The sequence below is a fragment of the Pseudomonas sp. MWU12-3103b genome (assembly GCF_023100615.1).
GTDB classification, from domain to species: Bacteria; Pseudomonadota; Gammaproteobacteria; order Pseudomonadales; family Pseudomonadaceae; genus Aquipseudomonas; species Aquipseudomonas putida_A.
Genome location: NZ_JALMEY010000015.1, coordinates 80909 through 107641, shown reverse-complemented (window position 1 = coordinate 107641; position 26733 = coordinate 80909). Strand labels below are relative to the sequence as shown.

Below are 26733 nucleotides of genomic sequence, written 5' to 3'. Positions count from 1 at the left end.
CTCGGAGAACAATAAAATGAAGCAACAACACGTCAACAGCTACTACGCCGCCACGCGCAACGAAGTCATCGACTTCCCGACCCTTGAAGAGTCGGTCGAGTGCGACGTCTGCATCATCGGCGCCGGTTACACCGGCCTGTCCTCGGCGCTGTTCCTCACCGAGGCCGGCTACAAAGTCACGGTGCTGGAAGCGGCGAAAGTCGGCTACGGCGCCAGTGGCCGCAATGGCGGGCAACTGGTCAACTCCTACAGTCGCGACGTCGATGTGATCGAAGAGCGCTACGGTGACAAGACCGCAGAAATCCTCGGCAGCATGATCTTCGAAGGCGCCGACATCATCCGTTCGCGGATCAAGGACTACGACATCAAGTGCGACTATCGCCCGGGCGGTATCTTCGCAGCGATGAACAAGAAACAGCTCAACGGCCTGGCCGAGCAGAAGCGCAGTTGGGAACGTTACGGCAACAAGAACCTGAAGATGCTCGATGCCGCTGACATCCGTCGCGAAATCGGCTCCGACGCCTACGTTGGCGGCCTGCTGGACCTGCAGGGCGGCCACGTTCACCCGCTGAACCTCGCTCTCGGTGAAGCCGCAGCCATCGTGCGTCTGGGCGGCAAAATCTACGAGCAGTCGGCTGCCGTGGAAATCAAATACGGCGAGCCGAACGTCGTGCGCACCGCCAAAGGCCAGGTGCGCGCCAAGTACCTGCTGATCGCCGGCAACGCCTATCTGCCGCAAGGTCTGGACAACCGCGTGACCGCGAAAAGCATGCCCTGCGGCTCGCAGATTGTCGTCACCGAGCCACTGACCGAGAAGCAGGCGCGCAGCCTGATTACCAACAACTATTGCGTCGAAGACTGCAACTACCTGCTGGATTACTACCGCCTGACGGCCGATAACCGTCTGCTGTACGGCGGCGGCGTGGTTTACGGCGCGCGCGAGCCGGATGACATCGAACAACTGATCCGGCCGAAGATCCTCAAGACCTTCCCGCAGCTCAAGGACGTGAAAATCGACTACCGCTGGACCGGCAACTTCCTGCTGACCATGTCACGCATGCCGCAATTCGGCCGCATCGAGAAAAACGCCTACTACATGCAAGGCTACAGCGGCCACGGCGTCACTTGCTCGCACCTGGCCGGCAAACTGATTTCGGAAATGATCCGTGGCGACGCCGAACGCTTCGACGCCTTCGCCTCACTCCCGCACATGCCAATGATCGGCGGCCGCACCTTCTCCGCCCCGTTGACCGCCCTCGGCGCCGTCTACTACTCGCTGCGCGACCGCTTCGGCATCTAAGTTACCTCCCCGGCGGCGGTCCCAAGACCCCGCCGGTTTTTTAATGCTGTAGCAACACCGCCGATGGCGGCCTGACAACCGCTACCCAGCCAAATGACACAAAACAGATCCAACTGTGGGAGCGGGCTTGCTCGCGAAGGGGCCAGTTCAGCCAACGCACATGTCGTCTGACACAGCGCTTTCGCGAGCAGGCTCGCTCCCACAGTGACTGTATTACCAAGGCCAGAAGGACTTTTATCCCACCGTCCATCGAACCTGCTGAGCAACACCGGCAAACGTGATTTAATAGCCGCCTTTCACGGTTCCGGGACACGGGAGCAACGTGATCCGCGCGCCTTGCGCGGCACCCGCCACCCACCCCCATTACCCTTAAGTACTACTCACATAAGGCTGTCATGGATACGGGTTCTCGACTCAAACTAGTACGCGAAAGCTACAAACTCTCCCAGCGCGAGCTGGCCCGGCGTAGCGGCGTGACCAATGCCACCATCTCCCTGATCGAACAGAATCGCGTCAGCCCCTCCGTCAGCTCCCTGAAAAAGCTGCTCGAAGGCATCCCGATGTCCCTGGCCGACTTCTTCACCTTCGACCAGCCCCCGCGCGAACACCAATACGTCTTCCGCGCCAACGAACAACCCGACCTCGGCCGCCACGGCCTGCGCCTGCTGCTGATCGGCGCCTCGGTGCCAAGTCGCCAGATGCGCCTGCTGCGCGAGCAATACGCCCCGGGCGCGAGCTCCGGGGAAGAGCCGATCGTGCATGCGGAAGGTGAGGAGTGTGGGCTTGTTACGCGCGGCACTGTTGAGTTGACCGTGGATGGACAGGTGAGCGTGTTGAGTGCGGGGGATGGGTATTATTTTCCGACGACGCTGCCGCATAAGTTCCGGAATATTGGAGCGGATGAGGCTGAGATTATTAGTGCGAATACGCCGGCGAATTTTTGAAATTCAAATTTCAGTTGTATCTCACTGACTTGACGATATAAAAAAGCCACAGAAGTGTGGCTTTTTTACGAATGCATCACCATCTCTCATCGATTCAGTGTCGCATTGGGTGGCGCTACAAGGTTGTTAGTGCGGTATCTTTTACTGTGACATTTTTAAAGTTGAGCAGATTGTGGGCTGTCGGCATGTCGGTGTGACATTGTCCAGGGGTTGGAAATGATTGGGCCGGTTAGGAGGTGAGTATGTCTAAGTCGCAAATTGAGCTTGAGTTAATTGATGTACTTTCACGTTATAAGAAAAGCATAATTTCCGAAGCAGGGAAGGCGTGGGCAAATTGTAATTTTTTGCTCAGTGAGCCGAAGTTGGTGAAAAGCTTTGCGATGGAGAGCGGTAAAGGTGTTCATTATCTCAACTCTGTTTTGGCTGGAAATTTTAATTCCTCTCAGCAACGATTTGTTCTGAAATTTGCTGCCGTTTACACTCACCAACGACCATATGTTAAACGCCGGCGTACAAATATCCTTGCGCGTAAAGGTTCAAATGGCAGTGAGCGGTGTGAACTAGCTGATTTGGGATTTCTTTCTGTTTTTGTTGATTCTAATAAAAAAGTTATTACGTCTCGTGCAAGCTTTTTTCAAGCTAAAAAAGACGAGAGTATTGATAACAAAAACCCAGCAGTGGCTGTACGATTTTGATGATGGTTTTGAATATCAATATTCGTCTTTTTGGGAGTTGACGGATTGCGGATCTGCGAGTCGAAAATTTCCAGATTGGAGTGAAGGGCGTTCAAACGCATTTCAGTATTTGATTCTTCTAGATAAAAGCAACATAAAGGTGCGACTAAGCCCTTGGAGTATTGATCACTCTCACAGTTTTGGTTTCTTTTTTTATCGTCTCTTAACTATGGGAGATGGAGTTCCTTATCTGCCAGGCAAAAGTAAGGATGGAGGTTGGTCATCTATAGTTAATGATATTTTACGCATGGGGAACGGTCATATGGCCGGGAAAGATCGAGGAAGTATAGATTTGGATAAGGTTGTTGACTATTTTAATAACTTTAGAAGTCATGATCGATATTTCTACGAAGCAACAGGAGGGGAGGAAGGCTTTCCGATGATTTTTGCAATCGTACAGGATACTTTATTGGATCGCGGTGATTGAGTTTTAATATTTTCTATTTTTTTGGTAAGTGAAAAAGGTGACAGATTTATTTAAAGAAGAAAGGTGACAGATTTATTTTATGAATCTGTCACCCTCAAATATTCTAGCCAAAAATATCAAGCCCTCGTTGCTCTATCACTCGAAACACATCACTCACGTCCTGAACCAAAATTTTGGCGATGGTGGTGACTGTGTTGATGTCTTGTTCGGCGTGGTCGGGGAGGTGGACACATGCCATGAGGTCAAGGTATTTGAGCACTGCGTTCAATCGTTCGCTGGCGCAAGCATTTAGGTCGCGCAGCGGAGCTTCGGCATCAATGAACAGAACGGGCTGCTCAGTGGCGGGATGGGACATGTTCGCATATTGGCGGAGCGGTTTATCCATCGGCATAAGTAAAGCTTCCTCGTATCCGTGAGAAGAGCTACTGCCATTCGCTGCGAGTCGAAGGGAGGTAGCCATGTGCGGGTTCGCAGACCGAGGATACGAGGAACCCGGCAGACCCGAAGATCTCCCACACACAGCCACCATTGCGCGGTTGTCGGACGCGATTGCGACCGCCACCATTTTGGGGGCGTCAGGTTACTACACGTATCGTCAGGGCTGCGAAACCCTATCGCCGAATTTGTTCAGCGACAGACCCATTCTAGGCACCGCTCTCCACTGCCGCAATTAGCCTGTAGGACGTGAAATCACCACTCGTGGCAAGAGAGTTCGCTCCCGGTCGGCGGCGTAGCCGGCGTAAATCAAGGGCTGCGGAGTGTCAGGGAAAAATGACTTGCCAGGTTTCGGCCCGCTTCGCATCCCCGCAAGAACAAGCTCCCTCACCACGCGGAGTGATTTCCTACAGCGTTCTCAGATCAAAAAAATCATCACACATACCAGCCCCGGAACTTTCCTCAAAACCGATGTCAATTTGATGGCGTGTCGCGACGCTCATTCATCGGCTCAAGCAGTGCCAGGCTGTTTCCTGGTCGACCAAGGAAGTGTGTGATGAGACTAGTGCTTGCGATGTTGTTGATGTTCAGCGGATACACGTTTGCCGGGTGCGCCAGCATCAGTGACAGTGATCAGCGGGCCTATTGCGAAGCCAGAGAAAAGGGCAGCAGTTGTTCGTACATCCACGACTCGGATTTGCGTTCGGCCTGTGATGCTGAAGTGAACGGCAGATCCTGCTCGTACATCGCCGACAGTGACCAACGTGACTACTGCAACGCCAAGAAGAACGGCAGCAGTTGCGCGTCCATCCATAACTCGGATCTGCGTGCGGCGTGCGAGGCGGAGCAGAAGGGCTATTCCTGTTCATACATCAGCGACAGTGACCAGCGCGCTCTGTGCAATGCCAAGCAGAGTGGCAGCAGTTGCTCGTACATCAGCAATTCCGATCTACGCAACGAGTGCGAAGCCATGAAGCGTTGATTTGATGGCGTGTCGCGAGGCTCATTTAAATCGGATCAAACAGTGCCAGTCTGCTGACTGGAATACCAAGGAAGCGTGTGATGAAGAAAGTACTGGCGATGTTGTTGATGTTTGCCTTCGACGGCCATGCCTTTGCTAGCTGCATGAACATCAACGATCCGGATCAGCGCAGATATTGCGAGGCCAAGTCCGGCAGTGGCAGCTGCAACGACACCAACAATACGGACCTGCGCAGGATGTGCGATGCGGAAAAAGGCAGTGGTAGTTGCAACTCGATCAATGACGGGGATCAACGTCGTTACTGTGAGGCCAAAACACGTGGCGGCAGTTGCAACAGCATCAACGATACTACTCTGCGCAGGATGTGCGATGCAGAAACAGGAGGCGGTAGCTGCAACTCGATCAATGACACGGATCAGCGTCTTTTCTGTGAGGCCAAAACCCGTGGTGGCAGTTGCAACAGTATCGGCAGCCAGGATCTGCGCAATCAATGCGAAGCCATGAAGCGTTGATTGAGTGTGATTGCGTCAACCAGTGCCAGTCTGTTTACTGGTAAGCCAAGGAAGCGTGTGATGAAGAAAATACTTGCGATGCTGTTGATGTTTGCCTTCGCCGGCCATGCCTCTGCTGGCTGTATGGGCATCAACGATCAGGATCAGCGCAGATATTGCGAAGCCAAGTCCGGTAGCGGCAGTTGCAACGGTATCAACAATCAGGATTTGCGCAGGATGTGTGAGGCGAAAACCGGAAGTGGCAGTTGCAACGGGATCAATGATTCGGACCAGCGTCGTTACTGCGAGGCCAAGACCAACGGGGGCACTTGCAACGGCATCGGTAGTCAGGATCTGCGCAGAATGTGTGAGGCGGAAACAGGCGGTAGCACCTGCAATGGCATCGGCGATTCTGATCAGCGCCGACTCTGTGAAGCCAAGACCAACGGGGGCACTTGCAACGGTATCAGCAGCGAGGACCTGCGCCGTCAGTGCGAAGCCATGAGACGTTGATCCTTCGGCCTGATCCAAACGTAAAAAGGGACACCCAACGGTGTCCCTTTTTTGTAGGCGAAACGTTCGGTTCACTCGTCGCCGTACATTAACTCAAGTCTTTCAATCCACTCACTAGTTGCGTGAAATTTGTAATAGTACGACTGTTTTTCAGCTTCACTCAGTTGAGTAAAAAAACTGAAAAAGTAGTTGTTATCGTAATATTCTTGAGCACCTTGCATGCTCCCTCCCCACCAAGAAGGCTCGTAGCCTTGAAAAGCAAACCATGGCGGAGGGACCGCAAATTTTTTGCGGTTAAGCATCGTTAGAAAGTCAAGGCTGTTCGTTATCAAACGAATCGTGACGGAGTTGAATTCTCTAGTGGATGCAAAATATATCAGTCGGTCGCCGGCGAACGCACTTTCGTACTGAAATACCGGAAGGTTGTTGAGGGTTCTTTCAGCTTTTTTTCTGAAGTGAGATTCAACGAGCAATTCAAATTCAACTAAATCTTTTGGTTCGATTAGGAGCTGCGAAAAAAATGCGCAGATATCAGCGCTTTCCAGTGAAGTAGTGGGAGGCTGAGGGGGTAGGTTGGTATGAGCTAAAGGACGAGAAAATAAACTTTTAAGCTCCTGTTTGCTATAGCCAGCAATTTGCTCTTGGCTAGGTTCTGGTTTTACAAGTGCAATTATTTTTTTGATCAAGCTCATGCTGCTCTCACTCTTGCATATATTCAGTTAGCCAAGTAGAACCTAAATACCCGGCTGTGCCAAATATAATACCTCCGATAGCGCCGCTGACAATTGCACCAGGGCCTGTCTCGATTCCTACTGCTGCTCCGGCCACCACGCCAATCCTGGCACCAGCTATTGCCGCACCCCAGCCACCAGCCTGTTTGACAACCTCAACAGATATAGGCTTGATGCTGTTTTGTTTAATTGATTCTTCAGTCGCGACTTTCAGATCGTATGCAGTAAACGCAATCCCGAACACCCGTACAACTCTTGCACCTTTTATAAAGGCACTTGTTACTTTGTGGGAGGTAGGCGTAAAAATGGCGTTCGCTGGAATCTTATCCGCTTGAACCAATACTTCTTTGTCGATGTTCTTTACCCAGTCAGCAATTTCATCAATTTTTACTACATTTTTGGGTGCGTGTTTTTTGTAGTCTTCAAGTGCTTTTAGGATTTCTTCAGTTGATACTAGCTTTGAGCCTGCTGCTTTAGCTTTTTCAATGTCAATGTATACAGTTTTTCCTTCGAATCTTGGTGAGCCATTCGGGAACTCTGAGCTCGTGGAAATATAACCTGAAGGGTACTTTCGGCTACTGTAGACATGCTGGGCAACCGTAGCGCCAGAATCCGGTGCCACAGAGCGCATGCCGTATTTTTCTGGCCAGACCTCGTTTTTTATCTGAAGCTCAGAGAGGTTTTTTGCTATTAAATGAGGATTGTCGGGCGAAGAGTAAATTTTTCTGACTAGAAATCCGTCCTTTCCGATTTCATCCACGACAACAAATAAATGAATATTCGCAGGCATCAAGTAGCCGGGGACGTTGCTAACGGAGTTCGCCTGCTTGTTTGTTGGTACTTTGCACGAAAACTCCGTCATGCATCCTCCCACTTTTCCAGCGCGGCTACACCGGTTGTAACTTCAAGAGTTTCTTGCTTGCTTGTTGCGATACGAGGTGTGTGCCCAGATTCATCGGAGAAGCCTGTATAAACCCTGCCTGCTTCGTCTTTGATGTGGTACGGAACATTGGCGAGGGGTTGGCCGTCACTCCCGACGATGCAAAACTTTTCGTCAAATTTCATGGCCCAGAGAGGCATGGCTGATGGAGGGACGAATTCTGCGGGCGTGTGCGAATTTCCGATAATTACAGTTGATGAGCCGGCGATTACTTTATTGCCGTGGCCTCCGACACTTCCCACGGTTGCGGCAGGCAGGCCGTTGATAAGCACGGTGGAAGCGACGTCTCCCACGATAGGGCTGCCACAAGCGCTCTGATCGTTCTGTCTGGCAGCAGGTAAGCCATCAAAAAAAACGTCGGGTGAACCGGCGGCAATTGGATTGACTCCATGTCCAGGTAGTGGACAGGAGGTCGGATCAGTAATTCGGGCAGCAGGTTTTCCTGACACGGCGGACATCCTTGTTAATACGCGGTTTTGGAAATGTTACACAAAAGAGTGTGGTTTGGACCATTTCACTTGTCCCCCCACAACTCATCACCAAAGGTTCCCCCCATCCACACCACGTCGTAGACTGCGAAACAAGTTGTAACGCCTCTCCCACGGACGGAACCGCGCATGATTCAGATCGGCAGCCGCAACAACGCCCCCACGCCGCAGCACAAAACCCAGGATATCTACATCTTCAGCATCGACCTGTCCCGACCGGCGACGCCGTTCTGTTTCGAGCAGTCGATCGGCGGCGGGCATGTGGAGCAGGGTGGTGCGCGGTGGCTGGCTCTGGATGAGCTGGATGGCTGGCCCGGTGAATGGCGTGAGCATTTGAAGAAGGCCGGTTGTGCCTGGGTGGCCGAGTTGCTGAATGCTCATCCGAGGGAAAGTCAGGCTGATCTGGTCTCGCTGATTCTCCGGCGCTACGCCGAGCCGGTGCAGCCAGCCGGGCGTTTGCAGGCGATTGGGCGTTGGTTCAAGCGCCACTTCTATATTGGCGGCCGGTACGGCGTCTGACCCGAGGAAACTTTCATGACCCAGACTCTGGAACGTGCCATCGCGATTGCTGCCACGGCCCACGCGGGGCAGGTGGACAAGGGCGGTGCGCCGTACATTTTGCATCCGCTGAAGGTCATGTTGCGCATGAACAGCCTGGAAGAACGCATCGTCGCGGTACTGCACGATGTGGTCGAGGATTGCGGCATCAGCCTGGATGATTTGCGCAAGGAAGGCTTCAGCGAAGAAGTCTTGTCAGCCATCGAATCGGTCACCAAGGTGCCGGGCGAATCCTATGAGGACTTCGTCGAGCGCGCGGCGCAGAACCCGATCGGGCGGGTGGTGAAGCTGGCGGATCTGGAAGAAAACAGCGACCTGTCGCGGATTGCCTCGCCGAGTTGGGAGGATCTGGAGCGGGTCGAAAAATATCGGCGGGCGATTGGACGGTTGCGCGCCTGATCGCGTTTTGAATCAAATAATCATGGATGAAGAGAGCGGCAGATGGCACGAATTGATTTGAATGTCCCTTTCGCTGAAAAGGATCAAGCCAAACTTCTTGGTGCACGTTGGGATCCTCAAGTGAAGACCTGGTATGTGCCAGAAGGTACGAGCGCGGAGGCTTTTGCGCGTTGGGTGCCACAGTTGACTGCGTTTGGTTTGGAGCATGAGCCGGAATTCCATGTGCGCTCACCGTATTATTTCATCTTGCAGTCGGCTACAGAATGTTGGAAATGCTACTGCCTGACTCGTGTTTTCTCATTCAGGCTTCCAGAAGAACACGAGCAGTTCGAGTTTGCCGAAGAGGACGAAGAAACCGACTTCTCACTGGAACGCGGACTTGGCTACTGGGTATGCGATGGATTCCGGGCTGGATTGTCCGATGTGCTCACCTTGTCGCCTTCAGTCATCAAACAGCTTCGTACCTATACCACTCGCTATCAGCCTGACTACAGCCAAAAGGCGGGAATGGTTTATTACATGAATCACTGCGAACACTGTTCTGCAAAACTGGGTGATTTCTACATGCACAGCGAGCCTGGAGGTGCGTTTTTCCCAATGTCTCCAGATGCAGCAAGTGCGATGACCTTGCACTTGGTCAGGGAACGGTTCGATGGCAACGGCAGCCTGGGATGGTCCACCGAAGACTTCGTAGATTTCATGCAACTCAAAAGCTGTTGACTGCGCGCGTATTGCTCGTACGGCAGTGACCTGCCTTTCTGGTGTAAGGCACTGCATTAGAAAACGAATCACGATTGCGTCTTTTCGACTATTGGAGAGTTGATGAAATCCATTCTGTGTTTGTTGATTGCTGCCGGATTCGGTGCGCTGTTGCAGTTCGAAGGTGTGCCCCACGGTTTGCTGTTGGGCTCGATCCTCGTCACGGCACTTGCTGCCACTCGATTCGGTTTCGCACCCAAGACCCCCTATGGCTTGGGTTACATCCAGGTCACCCTGGGCATCGCCACCGGGTTGATGTTCGAAGCCTGGGACAGCGCGACCGTCTCGACGATGTTGCCAAGTCTTGGCCTGTTGCTGCTGTGCCTCACAGTACAAGTGGCGCTGTCCGCCTTGTGGCTGGCGCGCGGGGCAGGGTGGAATCGTACCGATGCCTTGCTGGCGGTGTATCCGGGAGCGCTGGCGGCGGTGTTTGATTTGCTGGAATCGCATCAAGCGTCGAGCAAGGTCATCATCGTGCACCTGATGCGTTTGCTGCTGATCACGGTGCTGGTGAGTTTGCTGATTCCCGGTCAGGCACCGGTCGCGGTGGCCGAGGTCGATCCGCTGTCCACGGGCATGGCGTTGACCGTGTTCTCGTTGATCATTTCGAGCGTGGTGGTCGGGCGATTGCTGCTGGCGGTTGGTGTGCCGGCGCCGTTCATGTTGACGGCGATTATCCTGACGGCCGTGTTCCTGAAATCGGGATGGCTGCACGGTTTTCACATGCCGGACTGGAGCCTGAATCTGGCGGCGCTGATTCTCGGCGTGCGGATCGGCTCACGTTTTCAGGGCCTTGGCCTGGCGGAACTGGCTCGTCATGGCCGCACGGCGTTGGTGTCGGTGGGTTTGATGATTCTGGTCGCGGCGGGGTTCGCCGAAGTGGCGGCGCGGTTGCTGGGCAGTGATGCGTTGTCGCTGTGGCTGGCGTATATGCCGGGGGCCATTGAGACCATTGCCATCGTTGCGTTTGGTGGCGGGTTGAACGTGGTGTTTATCCTGACTCACCATCTGGTACGGATGGTGGTGTTGCACTTTGCGCCGGCGTTGTTGGTGCAGGTGCGGCGCAGTCGAGAGAGTGCATGATTTTGCCGGCACAATATTCCGAAGTTAAAGCGCGAGTGTCGATATTGAAAGCAGCGTGCAACATCGGTTTCTATTTATCGGGCAATCCTTTGTCGGGATCCTAAAAGCTAAATCTCAAGGAGGACTGATGTACAGTAATACGGCAGCTAGTTATACCCCGGATTTTCAAGTTATACGATTCAAATCGATTTTTCAGCCCTTTTCTGATCCGGATGATCTGAAGGGTTTTGAAACACCACATCAGATGGGGTTTTTTATTCATGAATGGATTCATTTTCTACATAATGTGTCGACGATTCATGGGGTCGGTGCTTATGGTCACGCGGCGATTCTTTGGTCTAATGTCAGGACCAATATTTATGGCGTTGAATTTGAGTATGATGAGGCGCAGAAGTTTTCGAATAATCTCGATATACAAAAACAGTTCAAGCATAGGCTTTATATCAGGAAGGCAAAAAATAACAATTTGCCTGTTGGTTTGATGCCTGCGGATGTCAGGTTTTTAACAGTCGATGAGCGCGTCAGCTTTATTGATGGAGATCCGATGTATAAGTGTACGGATCTGGTGTGTAAGGTCGAAATCGGAGGGGCGGATGAACAGTTGGTTGAAAATGTCACGATTGGCTGTCATGAGATTGTTGAATCAGTCGCCTTCATGCTGGAGGATAAGTACCTTTCATTAAAAAAGGAAGTGCCGTTACCTGCATCGGTAGATCCGTATCACTTGGTAAAAAAATTGGCCTCATCTGTGTGTCCCGATGTACCAATCGATACAGTGTTGAAATGTGCGCTTCTATCTTTGCAGCATCTGGATCCTCCAGCTCTTTTGATTGGTTTTTTAAAAGGGGCTCAGGAAAATATTGAAAAAGGCATTGACCCTGCCGAAAAACTCACTGAGGCAGCCAGAAAATACCTTTCCGGCAATCTACAAGCGATGTCGGATACTTTTGATCTGGTTGAGAGTTTGTGCGTGGTCGACGAGCCTATGGCGCGGGCTATAAAGTATACGGTTAGAAAAATGCGAAATAACTACAAGCATCGTATTTCGGAGCCGTTCTTTGAAATTGATTTGATTGAGGCGTTTGCAAGCGACGGTGAAAGCGCTCTGTTCTTGGCGATTGAGAAGTTTGGCGTCGGCTACTTGATTCAGGAAAGGGCAGGTGATGACGATGAGCCGATGAGAGATCTTATGTATGATATTTCTATTGAAGATCTGGCTGATTCGGACCTGTCAATTGGCCGGAGAATTGCTCAGGCGGCTTTTACATATGTATTTCAGTTTTTCAGAAACGATCCGGACCGTCTTACTGAACCAACTCAGTTGGAGTGTCCCTTTTACAAATGCTGCAATGCCAAATTCAGACAGACCCACTCAAACGCTTGTAAAACTACACCGTGGATTACGCAGGATTTAAGCCTGGACGAAATATGTTTTTTTGGTCGCGCGGTATTGAATACAAAAGGAAGGGCAGCGTAGAAGCGTGTACTCCACAACCATCCAGTCTCTGTTCCGGTTTTTCACCCTTATGGGTAAAACGAGCCTCATCTGGTTTCCCGTCCGATACACAAAGAACTGCGAGCTTGATCATGTGCTGGTGTCGTCGGGGGGAGCGCGGAGTGATGGACAGTGCACTGGGGGAAGCGGGGCTGAACAGGAAAGTCACGCTGCCGGTCCTGCACTTTCTGCTGCTGTCGGTGCTGGCGAGTACCGACCGTTCAGCGTTGCAAGTGGTCGAGCCGCCGCTGGCGGTGCCGGGTTACGAGATGGCGATGCTCTGGGCCGAGCGCTCGCTTCGTGATCCGGCTCACAAATGGTTTCGCGAACACCTGGCGGCCTCCGTGTGAATCACGCATGCCCCAGCGCAATCGCAAACGACACGACGATCATGCACGCAAACGCAAAATTGAGATTCATCAGCTGTTCATCCTGAGCCTTTTTAAAGTGAGGCCATTCTGAACAGGGCGAATGCAAAGAAAAAATTCGGCATGTTGATTCCAATGATCGAAACAATTGATACCCGCCGGTTTGTGTTTGCCCAAGGCTTTCGCTAGTCTCGGCAAAACCTGCAACTACAAGCATAAACAGGCAAAACCATGCACGATCATTCGGTCACCGAACTGCCTTCCCTGCGCCGGCAGAAAATCCTCCTGATCCTCGAACGCGACGGCAAGGTCATGGCCTCCGAGTTGAGCCAGCACTTCGCTGTGTCCGAAGACACCATCCGCCGCGACTTGGCCGAACTGGACCACGCCGGACTGGTGCAGCGCGTGCATGGCGGGGCGTTGCCGAGGCCCAAGGACAGCGGAAAGGATTACTTCACCCGTCTGGAGGAGAGCGATGAGGTGAAAGTGCGGCTGGCGCAGTTGGCAGCGCAAAAGGTCGAGGACGGGCAGATTGTGCTGTTCGATTCCGGTTCGACCGCGTTGCAGGTGGCGCGCTCGTTGCGCGCGGATATCCAGATCACTGCGGTGACCGCCGCGCCGATGACGGCGATTGCCTTGTCCGAATACAAGGGGGTGAAAGTGATTCTGGCCGGGGGACAACTGAACCCGCGCACGATGTCGGCCAGTGGGCACGAGGCGGTGCGCATGCTGGCCGGGATCAAGGCGGATCTGGCGTTTACCGGCGTCTGTGCGATTCACCCGGAGGTGGGCATCACCTCGCTGCATTTTGATGAAGTGCCGGTGAAGCAGGCGCTGCTCGACAGCGCGGCGCGGGTGATTGCGGTGACCACCGCGGATAAATTGGGCGCGGTGGAGCCGTTTGTGGTGGCTTCGTGTACGCGCCTGCATACGCTGATAACCGAGCGGCACCTGGCGTCGGGGAGTGTCGAGGATTATCGGCGATTGGGGATTGTGGTGGAGCAGTTGCCTGATTGAGATTTGTAGTGAGGCTGCTGGCGCCTTCGCGAGCAAGCCCGCTCCCACATTTGGAATGTATTTCAATTTGGGAGCAGATGCCTGATTGAGATTTGTGTGAGGCTGATGGCATCATCGCGAGCAGGCTCACTCCTACAGTTGGAACGCGTTTCCCTTGTAGGAGTGAGCCTGCTCGCGAAAGGGCCAGTGCGATCAACGCAACTTTTCAAGCATCTGGTAATACCACATCCCCGCCGCCAGCAGCGGATTGCCCAGCAAATCCCCCATCGGCACCCGAATATGCTGGCACTGCGCAAAGGTGTCGAACTGTTCCATCTGCCCGGTGATCGCGCGGCTCATGATTTCGCCCATGATGTGCGTCGTCGCGATGCCGTGTCCCGAGTAGCCCTGGCAATACCAGACGTTGTCCGAGAGCTTGCCCAGTTGCGGGATGCGGTTGATCACGATGCCCATCGCGCAGCTCCACTGGTAGTCGATCTGCACCCCTTTTAGCGCCGGGAAGGTCTGCTCGATGCACGGGCGCAGTTCGGCGGCGATGTCCCGTGAATCCTTGCCGCTGTAGTTGGCGCCGCCGCCGAACAGCAGGCGCCCGTCGGCCGTGAGGCGGTAGTAGTCGAGGACGAAACGGCAGTCGTACACCGCGAGGTCTTCGGGGTTGATCTGCCGCGCCAGATCACCCAGCGGCGCGGTGGTGACGATGCCGCCCATGGCCGGGAAAATCTTGCCCTTGAGCTGGCCCGGTTCGAGCTTGTGATAGACGTCGCCGGCGAGCATCACTTGATTGGCATCGATCTGGCCGTGGGCGGTGCGCACGCCTGGCGTCTTGCCGTGAATGATTTCCAGCACCTCACTGTTCTCGAAGATCAAGGCACCTAGACTTTCCGCCGCCCGCGCTTCGCCTATGCACAGGTTGAGCGGGTGCAGGTGCATGTTGCGGGTGTTCTTGATAGCGCCGTGGTAGAGGTCGCTTTGCAGCAAGTCGCGCACTTGGCTGCGGTCGAGCAGGCTGACCTCGTCTCCGAGGCCGCGACGCACGGCTTCCTCGTAATCATTGCGCAAACCGTCCATGTGGCTCGGCTTGTAAGCAGCGTGCAGATGACCGTGCTTGAGATCGCACTGAATGCCGTATTTCGCCACGCGCTGCCGGATGATTTCATGCCCGCGCCAGCGCAGGTGCCAGATGAAATCGTCGACTTCATCACCGAGTTTCGGGCGCATCTGTTTACGCATCGCACCGTCGCCGGAGAGGCTGCCGGTGACTTGGCCACCATTGCGTCCGGTGGCGCCCCAGCCGATCTTGTGGCTTTCGACGATGGCGACTTTCAGGCCTTTTTCGGCGAGTTCGACGGCGGTGGCGACGCCGGTGAAACCGCCGCCGATGATCACCACATCGACCTGATGCCGGCCCTGCAGGGTCGGGTAGTCGGTGTCCTGGTTGAGGGTGGCGGTGTAGTAGGAATTGCAGCGTTGGGTCATGTCAGTGTCCACACAAAATTCGGGAGTCAGGGTGCAATCCCCTGTGGGAGCGGGCTTGCTCGCGAATGCGGTGGGTCAGTCACTGAAATATTGAATGTGACGACGCCTTCGCGAGCAAGCCCGCTCCTACAGGGGGGATTGATGCTGTGGCTTCAGGCTTCGGTCAGGTACCAACGCCAATCCTGCTCACCCACCTCGGCCATGAACTGCCGGTACTCGGCACGCTTCACCGCCAGATACACCCCGAGAAATTCCTGCCCCAGGGCATCCCGTGCCCACGCAGAATTCTCCAGCGCCTGCAGCGAAGTCAGCCAGTCGGTCGGCAGCAATTCCTTGGCTTGCGCATAGCCGTTGCCCTCGACCGGCGCCCCCGGATCAAGACTTTCGCGAATGCCACGATGGATCCCGGCGAGGATCGCGGCCGCCGCCAGATACGGGTTGGCGTCGGCGCCGCAGATGCGGTGTTCGATGTGCCGGGTGTTGGCCGGCCCGCCCGGCACGCGCAGGCTGACGGTGCGGTTGTCGACGCCCCAGGTCGGCGCCAATGGCGCGTAGCTGTTGGCCTGGAAGCGCCGGTAGGAGTTGGCATTGGGGCAGAACAGCAGCAGCGAATCGAGCAGCGAGGCGAGCATGCCGCCAATCGCGGTGCGCAGCAGCGGCGTACCGGCCGGGTCCTCGGAAGCAAACAGATTGCGCCCTTCGGCATCGGCGAGGCTGACGTGCATGTGCATGCCGGTACCGGCCAGATCATCGAACGGCTTGGCCATGAACGTCGCCCGCATGCCGTGCTTGTGCGCCACCGCTTTGACCAGGCGTTTGTAGCGCACCGCCTGATCCATCGCGAGCAACGCGTCGCCGTGTTCGAGGGTGATTTCCACCTGGCCCGGGGCGTATTCCGAGATCGCCGTGCGCGCCGGAATGCCGTGCAGTTTGCAGGCGTCGTAGAGGTCGGCGAGGAACGGTTCGATCTGCTCCAGTTCACGCAAACCGTAGACCTGGGTGTGTCGCGGTCGGCCACCGTCGGCGTCCAGCGCCGGTTGCGGGCGACCGTTGTGATCGCGTTTGGCGTCGAGCAGATAGAACTCCAGCTCGCACGCCATCACCGGGTGAAAACCCTCGGCCTTGAGGCCGTCGATCACCTTGATCAGTAGATGACGCGGGTCGGCGATGCTCGCCGGCATTCCCTCGCTCGGGTGCATGCTGACCTGCACCGCTGCGGTCGGAATCTGCCGCCACGGCAGGCGCACCAGACTGCCTTCGAGCGGGTAGGCGCGGCAGTCGATGTCGCCGACGTCCCACACCAGCCCGGAGTTTTCCACGTCTTCGCCCTGCACAGTCAGGCCGAGAATGGTGCTGGGCAGCGGGCGTCCGCTTTCGTATACGGCGAGCAGTTCCTCGCGGTGCAACAACTTTCCCCGTGGCACGCCGTTGGCGTCGAGGATGAACAACTCGATCATGTCGATATCGGGATTCTGTTCAAGGAACAGGCGTGCGTCTTCGGTGGCTGCGAATTTCATGGTCAATCACTCACGATGGCGCCGCATGGGCGCGCAGGATCGGGCCGGACACGACGCGGTAAATAGGCGTGGGTGTCCTGGCAGGGATATCAAAAAGAAAAAAGTATTTCGCTAATGCCCGGCAGTCGGAAGTGACACTGAAACTGTGGTGAGGGGATTTATCCCCGACGGCGCGCGTAGCGGGCCAAAAAGATAGGGACTGCTGCGCAGTCCATCGGGGATGAATCCCCTCACCACAATGGATCTTTACTGACTGACAGAAATCAGCAGGCGATATCCGGCGGGCGTGCGGAGTGACGCAGCTTGGAACGGCGCAGGGCCATGGGGAGATTGACGATGCGATTCATGCGCGGCCCCTGTGACAGAGGGCGCACACAGCGGAGACGTTCAACCTTTCTGGTTGTTGTGGTGACGTGCTCATAACGCGTGTTTCCGTTGGCGGAAAACGTCGGTGGCGGGGCAGGCCCGCCGACCGGTGTGCCCGGATAGTAAGGGGGAATTCGCGGGCGTGTAAACGGGAGATTCGCAGGCCAGGATTCAGCGCATCAGATGAAAGCCCAGCCCGGCAAGGGCGCAAACGATCAACACTTCGATCACCCCGCGTTTGAAAATGAACAGCGCCAACGCCGCCAGCAGCGCCAGCCCGATCGAAAACAGATCCGCGTGCCCGGCAAATCCGTTGGGCCAGAACACGTGATAAGCGAAGAAACACGCCAGGTTCAGAATCACCCCGACCACTGCCGCAGTGATCGCGGTCAGCGGTGCAGTGAACTTCAGTTCGTTGTGCGTTGATTCCACCAACGGCCCGCCAGCGAGGATGAACAGGAACGAGGGCAGGAAGGTGAACCAGGTCACCAGCGTCGCCGCCAGTGCGCCCGCGGCGAACGCATGTTCCGCGCCGAACGCCGGTTGCACGTAACCGCCGATGAAACCGACAAACGCCACCACCATGATCAACGGTCCGGGCGTGGTTTCGCCGAGGGCGAGGCCGTCGATCATCTGCGTCGGCGTCAGCCAGCCATAGTGCCCGACCGCGCCCTGATAGACGTAGGGCAACACCGCGTAAGCGCCGCCGAAGGTCAGCAATGCGGCCTTGGTGAAGAACCAGCCCATTTGCGTGAAGGTGCCATCCCAGCCGAACAGCGCGGTCAGCAGGCCCATCGGTAAACACCACAGCGCTGCGCCAACCAGCAGCAGACGCCACAGTTTCGGCAGGCTGAATCGCGCATGCTCGGGTGTCGGCGTGTCGTCATCGATCAGCGCCGGGCCGAAGGATTTGGCACTGCCGCGCTGCCCGCCATTGTTAAAGCGCTGTGGCGCCAGGCGTCCGCCAAAATAGCCGAGCAACGCTGCACCGAGGACGATCAGCGGGAACGGCATATTCAAGGCAAAAATAGCCACGAATGACGCCCCGGCGATCGCCCACAACCAACTGTTTTTCAGCGCCCGCGAACCGATACGGTGCGCGGCGTGCAAGACAATCGCGGTGACTGCCGGTTTAATCCCGTAGAAGATCCCGGCCACCACCGGCACATCACCGAACGCGATGTACAGCCACGACAGCGCAATCAGGATGAACAGCGACGGCAGCACGAACAGCGCCCCGGCGATCACCCCGCCCCAGGTGCGATGCAACAGCCAGCCAATATAGGTCGCCAGTTGCTGGGCTTCGGGGCCGGGCAGCAACATGCAGTAGTTGAGTGCATGCAGAAAGCGTCGCTCGGAGATCCAGCGCCGGCGCTCGACCAGTTCCTGATGCATGATCGCAATCTGCCCGGCCGGGCCGCCGAAACCGATGCAGCCGAGCTTGAGCCAGAAGCGCCAGGCCTGGCGCAGGGTGACGGGAGCGGGGCGGGGCAGGTTGTTGGGCGCTGTGCTCAAACGAGACTCCGGAGTTTAATCCTGGCGGAGTGGCTATCTAATCAGACTTTCAACCCTCACCCCAGCCCTCTCCCAGAGGGAGAGGGGGCCGACCGAGGTGTCTGGCGTCATCCATCGACCTGAGAGATCGAGTCGATTGTGGATTTGATCTTCAGCCATACGCCTGCGCGTGAAGGGGCCGACCGAGGTGTCTGGCGTCATCCATCGACCTGAGAGATCGAGTCGATTATGGATTTGATCTTCAGCCATACGCCTGCGCGTGAAGGGGCCGACCGAGGTGTCTGGCGTCATCCATCGACCTGAAAGATCGAGTCGATTATGGATTTGATCTTCAGCCATACGCCTGCGCGTGAAGGGGCCGACCGAGGTGTCTGGCGTTATCCATCGACCTGAAAGATCGAGTCGATTATGGATTTGATCTTCAGCCATACGCCTGCGCGTGAAGGGGCCGACCGAGGTGTCTGGCGTCATCCATCGACCCGAGAGATCGAGTCGATTATGGATTCAGAACCAATCTTTCAGTTCGGTGAATTTCTTCAATATCCCCCAATCAGTCCCCTCTCCCTCGGGGAGAGGGCTAGGGTGAGGGGCTCTTGATCTTCAGGCATGCGCCAGACTCCAGCGCAGCGCCGCATTCTGGTCACTCTCCCGCGCCTCGACCCAATGCGAACCCTGCGCCGTGCTCTCGCGCTTCCAGAACGGCGCGCGGGTCTTGAGCACATCCATGATGAACGCGCAGGCTTCGAACGCCATGTGCCGGTGCTTGCTGCTGACACCGACGAACACGATCGGCTCGCTCACCGCCAGTGCGCCGACCCGATGCACAATCTCCACTCCCAGCAGCGGCCAACGCTGGCGCGCCTCGTCGGCAATCTGTTCGAGGGCTTTTTCGGTCATGCCCGGATAGTGCTCGAGAAACAGCTCGTTCACGCTCTGCCCGATGTTCAGATCACGCACATAGCCGATGAAGTTCACCACCGCGCCGACCCGTGGATTGCGCGCATGCAGGTCGGCGGTCAACTGGCCGACGTCGAAGCTTTTGTACTGGACTCGAACCGTCATGCTCAGCCCCCGGTGACCGGTGGGAAAAACGCGATCTCGTCGAAGTCTTCGATCGCCGCGCTCGGTTGGCACAGCTCTTGGTTCAACGCGCACATCAGGTTGCCGGCGCCGAGCACTTCGCGCCATTCCTCACCACGGGCCATGAGCATCTGCCGCACGTCCTCGATGCAGGTCAGGTCGTCGCTCAGGGGGATTTTTTCCCCGCCCAGATTGAGGCGATCACGGTAGCTGGCGAAGTAGTTGATCAGGATCATTGCGCGTTCTCCCATTGAAAATGCCCGGAGCGTCCGCCGTGTTTGCTGAGCAGGCGGATGTCGCCGATGACCATCGCCCGGTCCACCGCTTTGCACATGTCATAGATCGTCAATGCCGCGACGCTGGCGGCGGTCAGGGCTTCAAGTTCGACGCCGGTCTGGCCGGTGAGGCGGCAGGTGCTGGTGATCTGCACGCAGTCCGGTTCGCAGGCCTTGAGTTCAACGTGAATCGAGCTGAGCAGCAGCGCATGGCACAGCGGGATCAGTTCGTGGGTGCGTTTGGCCGCCTGGATTCCGGCGATGCGCGCCACGGCGAAAACGTCGCCCTTGGGGTGCCCGTTGGCCTGGATCATCTGCAGCGTTTCCGGGCGCATCTGCACCCAGGCCTGCGCCGTGGCTTCGCGGCGAGTCGCGGCTTTGTCGCTGACGTCGACCATGTTGGCGCGGCCCTGATCATCAAGGTGGGTGAGGGTGTTGCTCATGGCAAAAGCTCCTGGATCGGGCTGTAGATTCGGGGGGCGTTGTGGTGCGGCACGTGGATCAGATTGAGCCGATGCTTGAGCGCCCAGCGCACGGTCATTGCGGTGGGGGCGGACAGGCTGACGAGGGTGCCGAGGCGGGCGCGCACGGCTTTGTGGATCAGCTCCAGGCTGCAACGGCTGGTGACCACCACGAAGCCCTGACGCGCATCGACGTCAGCGATTTGCATCGCGCCGATCAGCTTGTCGAGGGCGTTGTGCCGGCCAATGTCTTCGCGGCACAACAGCGCCTCACCGCTGGCATCGAAGTACAGCGCCGCGTGCAGGGCGCCGCTGCTGCGGGCCAGTTGCTGGGCCTGTTCGATGCGTTGGCGGATGCCGTCGAAATGCGCGGCCGGCGGCAGGGCGCAGGGTTGCAGAATGTCCAGTTGCGGCAACGCCTGCTCCAGCGCCTCGACGCCACAGATGCCGCAGCCGCTGGTGCCGGCCATTTGTCGGCGATGATCTTTCAGCGCCCAGAACGCGCGGCTGGAAATCTGCACGTCAGCCTGACAGGCCTGATCGAAATGGCTCAGGCGGATGTCGTAGATCTCGTCGACGCTGTCGATGATCGCGTTGCTCAGGCTGAAGCCCCGGATGAAATCTTCAAGGTTGCCGGGCGAGACCATCATCACCGCCTGGCTCAGGCCGTTGAAGGAGATCGCCAGGGCGATCTCCGCGGCCAGGGCGACGTGCGAGAGCGGGGCGTGCGGCAGGTATTCGCGAAACGCCACCTGTGACGGTTGCGGGGCGGGGGCGTTGGGTTCGGTGTTGGATTCGGTGTTGGATTCGACGTGGCAGAGCATCTTGAAAAGTCCCGAAGCGCTGAAGTGGGTTCAGGCTACGGGGGAGTCAAAAGTGCGTCCAATCGCTTGTTCTGATCTGGTGATTGGGTGGGTCGATCACCGCTGTCATATCCGAATGTGTATTCGCTGGGCGGGCCTCTTCGCGAGCAAGCCCGCTCCCACATTTGAAATGCATTCAACCTGTGGGAGCGGGCTTGCTCGCGAAGGCGGCCAGGCGTCCAACAGCAATGTCTGGATAGTCACTCAAACAACCGGCACCTCACCCCCAAACATTTTCCGCGCCTCGGCAAAGCACTTCTCGGCAATCGCCGAACGCGGCTCGGTCTTGCGCATCACCAGCCCCAGCGGCGCCAGCACGCTGGCATCCGGCAGTTGCATGAACGACAGGTGTTCGATCGGCTCTTCCAGCCCGCTGTCCAGCGGCATGATCGAGCAGCAGAAACCCTGGTGAATCGCCTGCAGCAATTGATAGGTCGAATCACTTTCCATGATCGGCTGCGGATTCAGCCCGCGACTGCGGAAGCTCAGGTCGATGGATTTGCGGTAATGCATGCCGGTGGTGATCATCCCCAGCGGCAGTTCGGCGGCGTCTTCCCAGCTCATTTCCGAGCCTTCGAAATGGTAGTGACGGTTGTCGTAAAGCAGACCGACGCGGGTTTCGCCGATCTCGAAAAAATCGAAATAGTTCGGGTTGACGTGGTCGAGGTAGCACACCCCCAGATCCAATTGGTTGTTGCCCAAACCGGCGATGATCTCGTCGGAACTCCCCGACGACAGGCTGAATTTCAGCTCCGGATAGGTCCCGGACAAACTCTGAATGTAATTGACCGGGTTGAAATTGCTGAGCGGCACCAGACCCAGGCGCAAGCTGCCGACCAGTTGCCCGCGGCACGCCGCAGCTTCGGCGAACAGGCCGTCATGCGCGGCCAGCAGTGTGCGCGCCCAGGCCAGCACCCGTTCGCCGGCCTGGGTGAAACCCTCGAAGCGCTGACCGCGATTGACCAGCACCAGATCCAGCTCATCTTCCAGATTGCGCAGGCGCATCGACAGGGTCGGCTGGGTGATGTGGCAGCGTGCGGCCGCCTGGCCGAAGTGTCGGGTTTCGTCCAGTGCGATCAGGAACTTGAGTTGTTTGATGTCCACGAAGGCACCTGCTCGTTGAGAAATTGAATGGAGTATTGACGCAGATGCGCGCAGCGCACGGAAAACGCGAGGTGCGACGATCTCATTTGACCGTGTTTGCGTCCAATCGGAAGCATTGAAAAGCCTATCGATCAGCTCTATCGCCCATGGTTTCAAACGCTTTGGCCGAGGTCAACGGCGCCGATAGAGCAGCTCGATAATGTGGTTGGCCAGAGTGATTAGACAGTACTCATAAGTGGCACTTAGGCTGCTTGGCAATCTGATTGACTACTGCCGGAGATTCCCATGAGTGCGAAAGCGGATGCCCTGTTTGTCCCCCTGAACATAGCCGTACTGACCGTCAGCGATACTCGCGATTATGCGAGCGACACGTCCGGCCAATTGCTGGTCAGCCGCTTGCTGGAGGCCGGTCATACCTTGAGCGAACGCAACCTGCTCAAGGATGACCTGTACAAGATCCGCGCCCAGGTCGCGCACTGGATTGCCGACGACAGCATTCAGGTGGTGCTGATCACCGGCGGCACTGGTTTCACCGGGCGCGACAGCACGCCGGAAGCGGTGGCCTGTCTGCTCGACAAGCAGATCGACGGGTTTGGCGAGTTGTTCCGGGCGATTTCGATTCTCGATATCGGTACGTCCACCGTGCAAAGCCGAGCGCTGGCCGGGCTGTCCAACGGCACGCTGGTGTGCTGCCTGCCGGGTTCGACCGGTGCCTGTCGCACAGCGTGGGAAGGCATCCTCGCCGAGCAACTGGATAACCGCCACCGCCCGTGCAACTTTGTGCCGCACCTCAAATCAGTCGCTGCCTGTGGGCCGCGCGGATGAGCAAGGCAGGGTTGATGCCGGTCGAGGACGCCCTCGACCAATTGCTCGGCATGGCCAATGAGCAACGTCTGGCCGATAGCGAAATTCTGCCGCTCGACGAGGCACGTGGGCGGGTGCTGGCCAGTGATCTGGTCGCCTCGCTCGACTTGCCGCCGTGGCCGAATAGCGCCATGGACGGATATGCGTTGAACCTGGCCGATCTGCATCGTCAGCCGCTGAAGGTGTCGCAAAAGGTCTACGCCGGTCTGGCACCGGACGCGCTATTGCCCGGCACCTGCGCGCGGATCTTTACCGGCGCACCGTTGCCGCCCGGCGCTACCTGCATCGAGATGCAGGAGAACGTCGAAGTGCTGGAGGACGGCCGCGTGCGTTTTTTGCAGCCGTTGAAGGCGGGGCAGAACATTCGCGCGCAGGGTCAGGAAAACCGCGTCGGCGACATCCTGCTGCGCGCCGGCAAACGTCTCGGGCCGTTCGAACTGGCGGTCGCCGCCGGGCAGGGGCTGGCACAGTTGCACGTGGTGCGGCGCCCGCGCGTGGCGCTGCTGTCCACCGGTGACGAACTGGTCGAGCCGGGCCTGCCGCTGCGTCCCGGCAGCATCTACAACAGCAATCGTGTGCTGCTCGGCCACTGGCTGAAGGAACTGGGCTGCGAGGTGATCGACGCCGGGATCCTGCCGGATCGTCCGGCGCAGACGCGGCTCAAACTTGAGCAACTGCAAGTGGCGGCTGACCTGATCCTGACCACCGGTGGTGTGTCTGCCGGCGATGCCGATTGCCTTGGGCAGGTGCTGCGCGAGGACGGCAAACCGCTGCTGTGGAAGTTGGCGATCAAGCCTGGCAAACCGTTGACGGTGGGGCATTTCGGCAGCGTGCCGGTGATTGGCCTGCCGGGCAATCCGACCTCGGCGCTGGTGACCTTCGGCCTGCTGGCGCGGCCGTATCTGCTGCGCATTCAGGGCGTGGAGGAGGTCATGCCGTTGAGCTTCACGGTGAATGCCGGGTTCGCCTGGAACAAGGCTGGCAGCCGTCGAGAGTACATGCGGGTGCGGCTGGAGGCGGGGCGCGCGGTGTTGTATCCGAACCAGAGTTCCGGCGTTTTGCTCGGAGCGACCTGGGCCGATGGGCTGGTGGAGGTGCCGGAAAACAGCACCCACGGCATTGGCGATGAGCTGCGTTTCATTCCCTTCAGCGAACTCTTCTGACCCCAACACAAATCAGAACTGTGGGAGCGAGCCTGCTCGCGATGACGGCGGCACAGTCAATATCTTTACTGACTGGTCGACCGCTATCGCGAGCAGGCTCACTCCTACAGAGGGAACGAGCTTAGCTCAGCACATAGTCCACCGGCAGCAACATCGGCGGCAGGTCGGTTTCGCCCAGTTCGCTGAGAATGTCACGCTCGATGGTGCGCACCAGCGAGTCGGTCGCCAAATCGTTTTCGTCGCGGCCGAAAGGGTCTTCCAGTTCATCGGCAATCGCATCCAGACCAAAGAACGTGTAGCTGACAATCGCCGTGAACAGCGGGGTCAGCCAGCCCAGCGGTTCGGCCATGGCGAACGGCAGCAGAATGCAGAACAGGTAGATGGTGCGGTGCAGCAACAAGGTGTAGGGGAAGGGCAGCGGGGTGTTTTTGATCCGTTCGCACACCGCTTGCGCCTGGGTCAGGCTGGTCAGGTGATTGGCCAGCAGCATGTAGCGCCACTCGCTCAGTTCGCCGCTTTGATGCAGATCCGAACATTGCTGGCCGACCTGCTGCAGAATCCGTCCACTGTAGTCCGGCACCTGCGCATCGTGTTGCGGGGTGATCCAATTGCTGCTGGCCGCCGCTTCGCTTTCCCGGCGCAATCGCGCGTTCAGCGCATGAGCAAACCCGCAGAGGTTGAGCAGCAACGGCTTGCGCTGCGCCGATTCGCGGATGACATGGGTTTCGCGAATTACCGAACGAATGTGCACCAGCACATCCCCCCAGGCCTTGCGCGCTTCATACCAGCGGTCGTAGCAGGCGTTGTTGCGAAAATTCATGAAGATCGACAGCGACAGCCCGAGCAGGGTGAACGGCGTGGCGTTGACCTTGGTGAAGTTGCTCGGATGGAGCATTTCAATCAGCACGATGGCAGAAGCCAGCAGGGTGACCATCAGGGTGCGCAGGGCGATGCGTTTGGCAATCGACCCCTTGAGGGTGAAGAGGATGGCGAATTGGTTGACCTTGGGTCTGATGATCATGCTGGGCGATCCCGGTTACGCAGGGTGAGGGCGGCTCAGCCGCCGGTCATGTTCATGAAGCGCACGACCTGAACGTCGTCGTTCACTTCGAAATTGTGCCGATACGGCTTGAGTTTCATCGCTTCGATGATGGCCTTCTCCAGCCGCTCTGGTTGCCCCGGATGAGCGCGCAGCACGGCTTTGAGATCCACCGAATGCTCGTTACCCAGACACAGTAGCAGGCGCCCCTCGACAGTCAGCCGCACCCGGTTGCAAGTACCGCAGAAATTGTGGCTGTGCGGCGAGATAAAGCCCAGACGAATGTCCGGCGCCTCGGCCAGCCGCCAGTAGCGCGACGGGCCCTGGGTCGACTCGGCGGAGTCGATCAGGGTGTAGCGCTCGGCGATCTTCGCGCGCACCTGGGCGCTGGAGAAAAACGACTCCGCGCGGCTGTGTTCGCTGATGATCCCCAGCGGCATTTCCTCGATGAAGGAGACGTCGAGCTGGCGGTCGATGGCAAAGCTCACCAGATCGTTGATCTCCTGATCGTTGCGCCCCTGCATCACCACCACGTTGAGTTTGGTTCGGGTGAAACCGGCCTTGCGCGCCGCATCGATGCCGCTGATCACCTGTGCCAGATCACCGGTGCGGGTCATCTGTCTGAAGCGCTCGGGATCGAGGCTGTCGAGGCTGATGTTCAGGCGCTTGACCCCGGCGTCGAACAGCGGCGCGGCGAGTTTGCCCAGCTGCGAGCCATTGGTGGTCATGCACAGCTCGCGCAGGCCGGGCAGGGCGGCAATCTGCTCGCACAGTTTGACCACACCCGGACGGATCAGCGGCTCGCCGCCGGTCAGGCGAATCTTGCGCGTGCCCAGCGCCACGAAGCTCTGCGCCAGTTGATAGATCTCCTCCAGCGTCAGCACTTGCTGGCGTGGCAAAAACTGCATGTCCTCGGCCATGCAATACACGCAGCGGAAGTCGCAGCGGTCGGTGACCGACATGCGCAGATAGTCGACGCGGCGGTTGTAACCATCGATCAAGACACGCTCTGACATGACAGCCTCGCAGGAGTGGGAAGTCCGCATGGACGGAACCGGTTAGCGCAGATTATGGGCAACTTCAGATCTCGTCCAATCACTGTTTATGACTGCTTGATTGAGCGCGTCGATGATCAATTATTTTCTCTGGAAAGTTACCGCTTTAGTTTCGCAAAACCCCGTAAATAAAGGGTTTTTCGCTGTGATAGAGGATTTCGATAATGTGGTCATAAATAGCGATTAGACAATGTTTTGTAACGGTTCATATCCTTGCTCCGGCAACTGAAACGACCACTTTATTGCTGTGCAAAGTCGGCCGTCGCTGTTTAACCAAGATCAGGTTCATGC

The 26733-nt window shown here is 57.1% G+C and carries 29 protein-coding genes and 1 pseudogene; 15 read left to right on the top strand and 15 right to left on the bottom strand.

Going from position 1 to position 26733, the window contains the following annotated elements; translation table 11 throughout:
• Positions 1-16: 16 nt before the first annotated feature.
• The 4 genes from M0808_RS22085 to M0808_RS22070 all read left to right on the top strand — a co-directional run bounded on the left by M0808_RS22085 (position 17) and on the right by M0808_RS22070 (position 3405).
• The gene (locus M0808_RS22085; protein ID WP_139054670.1) at positions 17-1300 is read left to right on the top strand and encodes an FAD-binding oxidoreductase; all 1284 of its coding nucleotides are present in this window, start codon (positions 17-19) and stop codon (positions 1298-1300) included.
• A 395-nt stretch (positions 1301-1695) separates the two neighbouring features.
• Positions 1696-2244, top strand: coding sequence for a cupin domain-containing protein (locus M0808_RS22080; RefSeq protein WP_011333561.1), 549 nt, complete (start codon positions 1696-1698; stop codon positions 2242-2244).
• Positions 2245-2486: 242 nt separating this feature from the next.
• Positions 2487-2939 (top strand): hypothetical protein, encoded by a 453-nt coding sequence (locus M0808_RS22075; protein WP_247842420.1) that lies wholly within the window; start codon positions 2487-2489, stop codon positions 2937-2939.
• Positions 2902-3405 carry a hypothetical protein gene (locus M0808_RS22070; protein WP_247842419.1) on the top strand — a complete coding sequence of 168 codons (504 nt, stop codon included), beginning with the start codon at positions 2902-2904 and terminating at the stop codon, positions 3403-3405. Before M0808_RS22075 ends, M0808_RS22070 begins: the two co-directional genes overlap by 38 nt.
• Before the next feature lie 103 nt (positions 3406-3508).
• Here M0808_RS22070 and M0808_RS22065 read toward each other — a convergent pair whose 3' ends face one another.
• On the bottom strand, positions 3509-3796 hold the full coding sequence (locus M0808_RS22065) for a fructose-bisphosphate aldolase (protein ID WP_247842418.1): 288 nt from the start codon (positions 3794-3796) through the stop codon (positions 3509-3511).
• Between the two features lie 600 nt (positions 3797-4396).
• Here M0808_RS22065 and M0808_RS22060 point away from each other — a divergent pair.
• Together M0808_RS22060 and M0808_RS22055 are read left to right on the top strand one after the other, a co-directional pair.
• On the top strand, positions 4397-4822 hold the full coding sequence (locus tag M0808_RS22060) for a hypothetical protein (RefSeq protein ID WP_247842417.1): 426 nt from the start codon (positions 4397-4399) through the stop codon (positions 4820-4822).
• Positions 4823-4902: 80 nt separating this feature from the next.
• The gene (locus M0808_RS22055; RefSeq protein WP_247842416.1) at positions 4903-5334 is read left to right on the top strand and encodes a hypothetical protein; all 432 of its coding nucleotides are present in this window, start codon (positions 4903-4905) and stop codon (positions 5332-5334) included.
• Positions 5335-5349: 15 nt separating this feature from the next.
• On the opposite strand, the gene M0808_RS28595 is transcribed toward M0808_RS22055, so the two are convergent.
• From M0808_RS28595 to M0808_RS22035, 4 genes are read right to left on the bottom strand one after another with little or no spacing between them, the layout of a single operon-like run.
• Positions 5350-5844, bottom strand: coding sequence for a hypothetical protein (locus M0808_RS28595; protein ID WP_348773057.1), 495 nt, complete (start codon positions 5842-5844; stop codon positions 5350-5352).
• Between the two features lie 53 nt (positions 5845-5897).
• A complete protein-coding gene (locus tag M0808_RS22045; RefSeq protein WP_247842415.1) occupies positions 5898-6518 on the bottom strand; it encodes a hypothetical protein in 621 nt (206 codons plus the stop codon).
• A gap of 7 nt (positions 6519-6525) precedes the next feature.
• On the bottom strand, positions 6526-7419 hold the full coding sequence (locus M0808_RS22040) for a glycine zipper family protein (RefSeq protein WP_247842414.1): 894 nt from the start codon (positions 7417-7419) through the stop codon (positions 6526-6528).
• Positions 7416-7946, bottom strand: coding sequence for a PAAR domain-containing protein (locus tag M0808_RS22035; protein ID WP_247842413.1), 531 nt, complete (start codon positions 7944-7946; stop codon positions 7416-7418). Before M0808_RS22035 ends, M0808_RS22040 begins: the two co-directional genes overlap by 4 nt.
• Positions 7947-8114: 168 nt before the next feature.
• Between M0808_RS22035 and M0808_RS22030 the strand changes: the two genes are divergently transcribed.
• The 7 genes and pseudogenes from M0808_RS22030 to M0808_RS22000 all read left to right on the top strand — a co-directional run bounded on the left by M0808_RS22030 (position 8115) and on the right by M0808_RS22000 (position 13664).
• Positions 8115-8504 (top strand): hypothetical protein, encoded by a 390-nt coding sequence (locus tag M0808_RS22030; protein ID WP_247842412.1) that lies wholly within the window; start codon positions 8115-8117, stop codon positions 8502-8504.
• A gap of 15 nt (positions 8505-8519) precedes the next feature.
• Positions 8520-8942: an HD domain-containing protein gene (locus M0808_RS22025; protein ID WP_247842411.1), complete on the top strand. Its 423-nt coding sequence runs from the start codon at positions 8520-8522 to the stop codon at positions 8940-8942.
• Positions 8943-8984: 42 nt separating this feature from the next.
• Positions 8985-9662 (top strand): DUF5710 domain-containing protein, encoded by a 678-nt coding sequence (locus tag M0808_RS22020; RefSeq protein WP_247842410.1) that lies wholly within the window; start codon positions 8985-8987, stop codon positions 9660-9662.
• Between the two features lie 102 nt (positions 9663-9764).
• Positions 9765-10784 carry an AbrB family transcriptional regulator gene (locus tag M0808_RS22015; protein ID WP_247842409.1) on the top strand — a complete coding sequence of 340 codons (1020 nt, stop codon included), beginning with the start codon at positions 9765-9767 and terminating at the stop codon, positions 10782-10784.
• A 127-nt stretch (positions 10785-10911) separates the two neighbouring features.
• Complete coding sequence (locus M0808_RS22010; protein ID WP_247842408.1) at positions 10912-12261, top strand: hypothetical protein; 1350 nt, start codon at positions 10912-10914, stop codon at positions 12259-12261.
• Positions 12262-12407: 146 nt separating this feature from the next.
• A pseudogene (locus M0808_RS22005) lies at positions 12408-12629 on the top strand (LysR family transcriptional regulator); the annotation flags it as partial.
• A 249-nt stretch (positions 12630-12878) separates the two neighbouring features.
• Positions 12879-13664 carry a DeoR/GlpR family DNA-binding transcription regulator gene (locus tag M0808_RS22000; RefSeq protein ID WP_247842407.1) on the top strand — a complete coding sequence of 262 codons (786 nt, stop codon included), beginning with the start codon at positions 12879-12881 and terminating at the stop codon, positions 13662-13664.
• A gap of 192 nt (positions 13665-13856) precedes the next feature.
• On the opposite strand, the gene M0808_RS21995 is transcribed toward M0808_RS22000, so the two are convergent.
• The 8 genes from M0808_RS21995 to M0808_RS21960 form a co-directional block, all read right to left on the bottom strand.
• Entirely contained in the window at positions 13857-15140 is a 1284-nt protein-coding gene (locus M0808_RS21995) for an FAD-binding oxidoreductase (protein WP_247842406.1), read from the bottom strand.
• Positions 15141-15292: 152 nt separating this feature from the next.
• Positions 15293-16657 carry a glutamine synthetase family protein gene (locus M0808_RS21990; RefSeq protein ID WP_247842405.1) on the bottom strand — a complete coding sequence of 455 codons (1365 nt, stop codon included), beginning with the start codon at positions 16655-16657 and terminating at the stop codon, positions 15293-15295.
• A gap of 537 nt (positions 16658-17194) precedes the next feature.
• Entirely contained in the window at positions 17195-18538 is a 1344-nt protein-coding gene (chrA, locus tag M0808_RS21985; RefSeq protein ID WP_247842404.1) for a chromate efflux transporter, read from the bottom strand.
• 600 nt (positions 18539-19138) lie between these two features.
• Entirely contained in the window at positions 19139-19600 is a 462-nt protein-coding gene (moaE, locus tag M0808_RS21980) for a molybdopterin synthase catalytic subunit MoaE (protein ID WP_115989473.1), read from the bottom strand.
• Between the two features lie 2 nt (positions 19601-19602).
• Entirely contained in the window at positions 19603-19854 is a 252-nt protein-coding gene (locus M0808_RS21975) for a MoaD/ThiS family protein (RefSeq protein WP_095136553.1), read from the bottom strand.
• Positions 19851-20336 (bottom strand): cyclic pyranopterin monophosphate synthase MoaC, encoded by a 486-nt coding sequence (gene moaC / locus M0808_RS21970; RefSeq protein ID WP_247842403.1) that lies wholly within the window; start codon positions 20334-20336, stop codon positions 19851-19853. The genes M0808_RS21975 and moaC overlap by 4 nt, the downstream gene beginning before the upstream one ends.
• Positions 20333-21178, bottom strand: coding sequence for a formate dehydrogenase accessory sulfurtransferase FdhD (fdhD, locus tag M0808_RS21965; protein WP_247842402.1), 846 nt, complete (start codon positions 21176-21178; stop codon positions 20333-20335). Before fdhD ends, moaC begins: the two co-directional genes overlap by 4 nt.
• A gap of 243 nt (positions 21179-21421) precedes the next feature.
• A complete protein-coding gene (locus M0808_RS21960; protein ID WP_139054683.1) occupies positions 21422-22321 on the bottom strand; it encodes a LysR family transcriptional regulator in 900 nt (299 codons plus the stop codon).
• Between the two features lie 285 nt (positions 22322-22606).
• Here M0808_RS21960 and moaB point away from each other — a divergent pair, with 285 nt between their 5' ends.
• Positions 22607-23146, top strand: a complete 540-nt coding sequence (gene moaB, locus M0808_RS21955) for a molybdenum cofactor biosynthesis protein B (protein WP_027611709.1) — start codon at positions 22607-22609, stop codon at positions 23144-23146.
• Positions 23143-24348: a gephyrin-like molybdotransferase Glp gene (gene glp, locus M0808_RS21950; RefSeq protein WP_247842401.1), complete on the top strand. Its 1206-nt coding sequence runs from the start codon at positions 23143-23145 to the stop codon at positions 24346-24348. Before moaB ends, glp begins: the two co-directional genes overlap by 4 nt.
• A 121-nt stretch (positions 24349-24469) precedes the next feature.
• Here the strand turns inward: glp and M0808_RS21945 are convergent, their stop codons facing one another.
• Together M0808_RS21945 and moaA are read right to left on the bottom strand one after the other, a co-directional pair.
• The gene (locus M0808_RS21945; protein ID WP_247842400.1) at positions 24470-25369 is read right to left on the bottom strand and encodes a bestrophin family protein; all 900 of its coding nucleotides are present in this window, start codon (positions 25367-25369) and stop codon (positions 24470-24472) included.
• A gap of 35 nt (positions 25370-25404) precedes the next feature.
• On the bottom strand, positions 25405-26403 hold the full coding sequence (moaA, locus tag M0808_RS21940) for a GTP 3',8-cyclase MoaA (protein ID WP_247842399.1): 999 nt from the start codon (positions 26401-26403) through the stop codon (positions 25405-25407).
• Positions 26404-26733: the final 330 nt, after the last annotated feature.

Excerpts from the sequence above, each read along its gene's own strand:
- M0808_RS21995 (WP_247842406.1), bottom strand. The coding sequence starts at position 15,140 with ATGACCCAACGCTGCAATTCCTACTACACCGCCACCCTCAACCAGGAC.
- M0808_RS22060 (WP_247842417.1), top strand. The coding sequence starts at position 4,397 with ATGAGACTAGTGCTTGCGATGTTGTTGATGTTCAGCGGATACACGTTT.
- moaC (WP_247842403.1), bottom strand. The coding sequence starts at position 20,336 with ATGAGCAACACCCTCACCCACCTTGATGATCAGGGCCGCGCCAACATG.
- M0808_RS22000 (WP_247842407.1), top strand. The coding sequence starts at position 12,879 with ATGCACGATCATTCGGTCACCGAACTGCCTTCCCTGCGCCGGCAGAAA.
- M0808_RS21990 (WP_247842405.1), bottom strand. The coding sequence starts at position 16,657 with ATGAAATTCGCAGCCACCGAAGACGCACGCCTGTTCCTTGAACAGAAT.
- glp (WP_247842401.1), top strand. The coding sequence starts at position 23,143 with ATGAGCAAGGCAGGGTTGATGCCGGTCGAGGACGCCCTCGACCAATTG.
- M0808_RS22075 (WP_247842420.1), top strand. The coding sequence starts at position 2,487 with ATGTCTAAGTCGCAAATTGAGCTTGAGTTAATTGATGTACTTTCACGT.
- M0808_RS22065 (WP_247842418.1), bottom strand. The coding sequence starts at position 3,796 with ATGCCGATGGATAAACCGCTCCGCCAATATGCGAACATGTCCCATCCC.
- fdhD (WP_247842402.1), bottom strand. The coding sequence starts at position 21,178 with ATGCTCTGCCACGTCGAATCCAACACCGAATCCAACACCGAACCCAAC.
- M0808_RS22055 (WP_247842416.1), top strand. The coding sequence starts at position 4,903 with ATGAAGAAAGTACTGGCGATGTTGTTGATGTTTGCCTTCGACGGCCAT.
- M0808_RS22015 (WP_247842409.1), top strand. The coding sequence starts at position 9,765 with ATGAAATCCATTCTGTGTTTGTTGATTGCTGCCGGATTCGGTGCGCTG.
- M0808_RS22030 (WP_247842412.1), top strand. The coding sequence starts at position 8,115 with ATGATTCAGATCGGCAGCCGCAACAACGCCCCCACGCCGCAGCACAAA.
- M0808_RS22025 (WP_247842411.1), top strand. The coding sequence starts at position 8,520 with ATGACCCAGACTCTGGAACGTGCCATCGCGATTGCTGCCACGGCCCAC.
- M0808_RS21975 (WP_095136553.1), bottom strand. The coding sequence starts at position 19,854 with ATGATCCTGATCAACTACTTCGCCAGCTACCGTGATCGCCTCAATCTG.
- M0808_RS22040 (WP_247842414.1), bottom strand. The coding sequence starts at position 7,419 with ATGACGGAGTTTTCGTGCAAAGTACCAACAAACAAGCAGGCGAACTCC.
- M0808_RS21945 (WP_247842400.1), bottom strand. The coding sequence starts at position 25,369 with ATGATCATCAGACCCAAGGTCAACCAATTCGCCATCCTCTTCACCCTC.
- moaA (WP_247842399.1), bottom strand. The coding sequence starts at position 26,403 with ATGTCAGAGCGTGTCTTGATCGATGGTTACAACCGCCGCGTCGACTAT.
- M0808_RS22010 (WP_247842408.1), top strand. The coding sequence starts at position 10,912 with ATGTACAGTAATACGGCAGCTAGTTATACCCCGGATTTTCAAGTTATA.
- M0808_RS22045 (WP_247842415.1), bottom strand. The coding sequence starts at position 6,518 with ATGAGCTTGATCAAAAAAATAATTGCACTTGTAAAACCAGAACCTAGC.
- M0808_RS22080 (WP_011333561.1), top strand. The coding sequence starts at position 1,696 with ATGGATACGGGTTCTCGACTCAAACTAGTACGCGAAAGCTACAAACTC.
- M0808_RS22085 (WP_139054670.1), top strand. The coding sequence starts at position 17 with ATGAAGCAACAACACGTCAACAGCTACTACGCCGCCACGCGCAACGAA.
- moaB (WP_027611709.1), top strand. The coding sequence starts at position 22,607 with ATGAGTGCGAAAGCGGATGCCCTGTTTGTCCCCCTGAACATAGCCGTA.
- moaE (WP_115989473.1), bottom strand. The coding sequence starts at position 19,600 with ATGACGGTTCGAGTCCAGTACAAAAGCTTCGACGTCGGCCAGTTGACC.
- M0808_RS22020 (WP_247842410.1), top strand. The coding sequence starts at position 8,985 with ATGGCACGAATTGATTTGAATGTCCCTTTCGCTGAAAAGGATCAAGCC.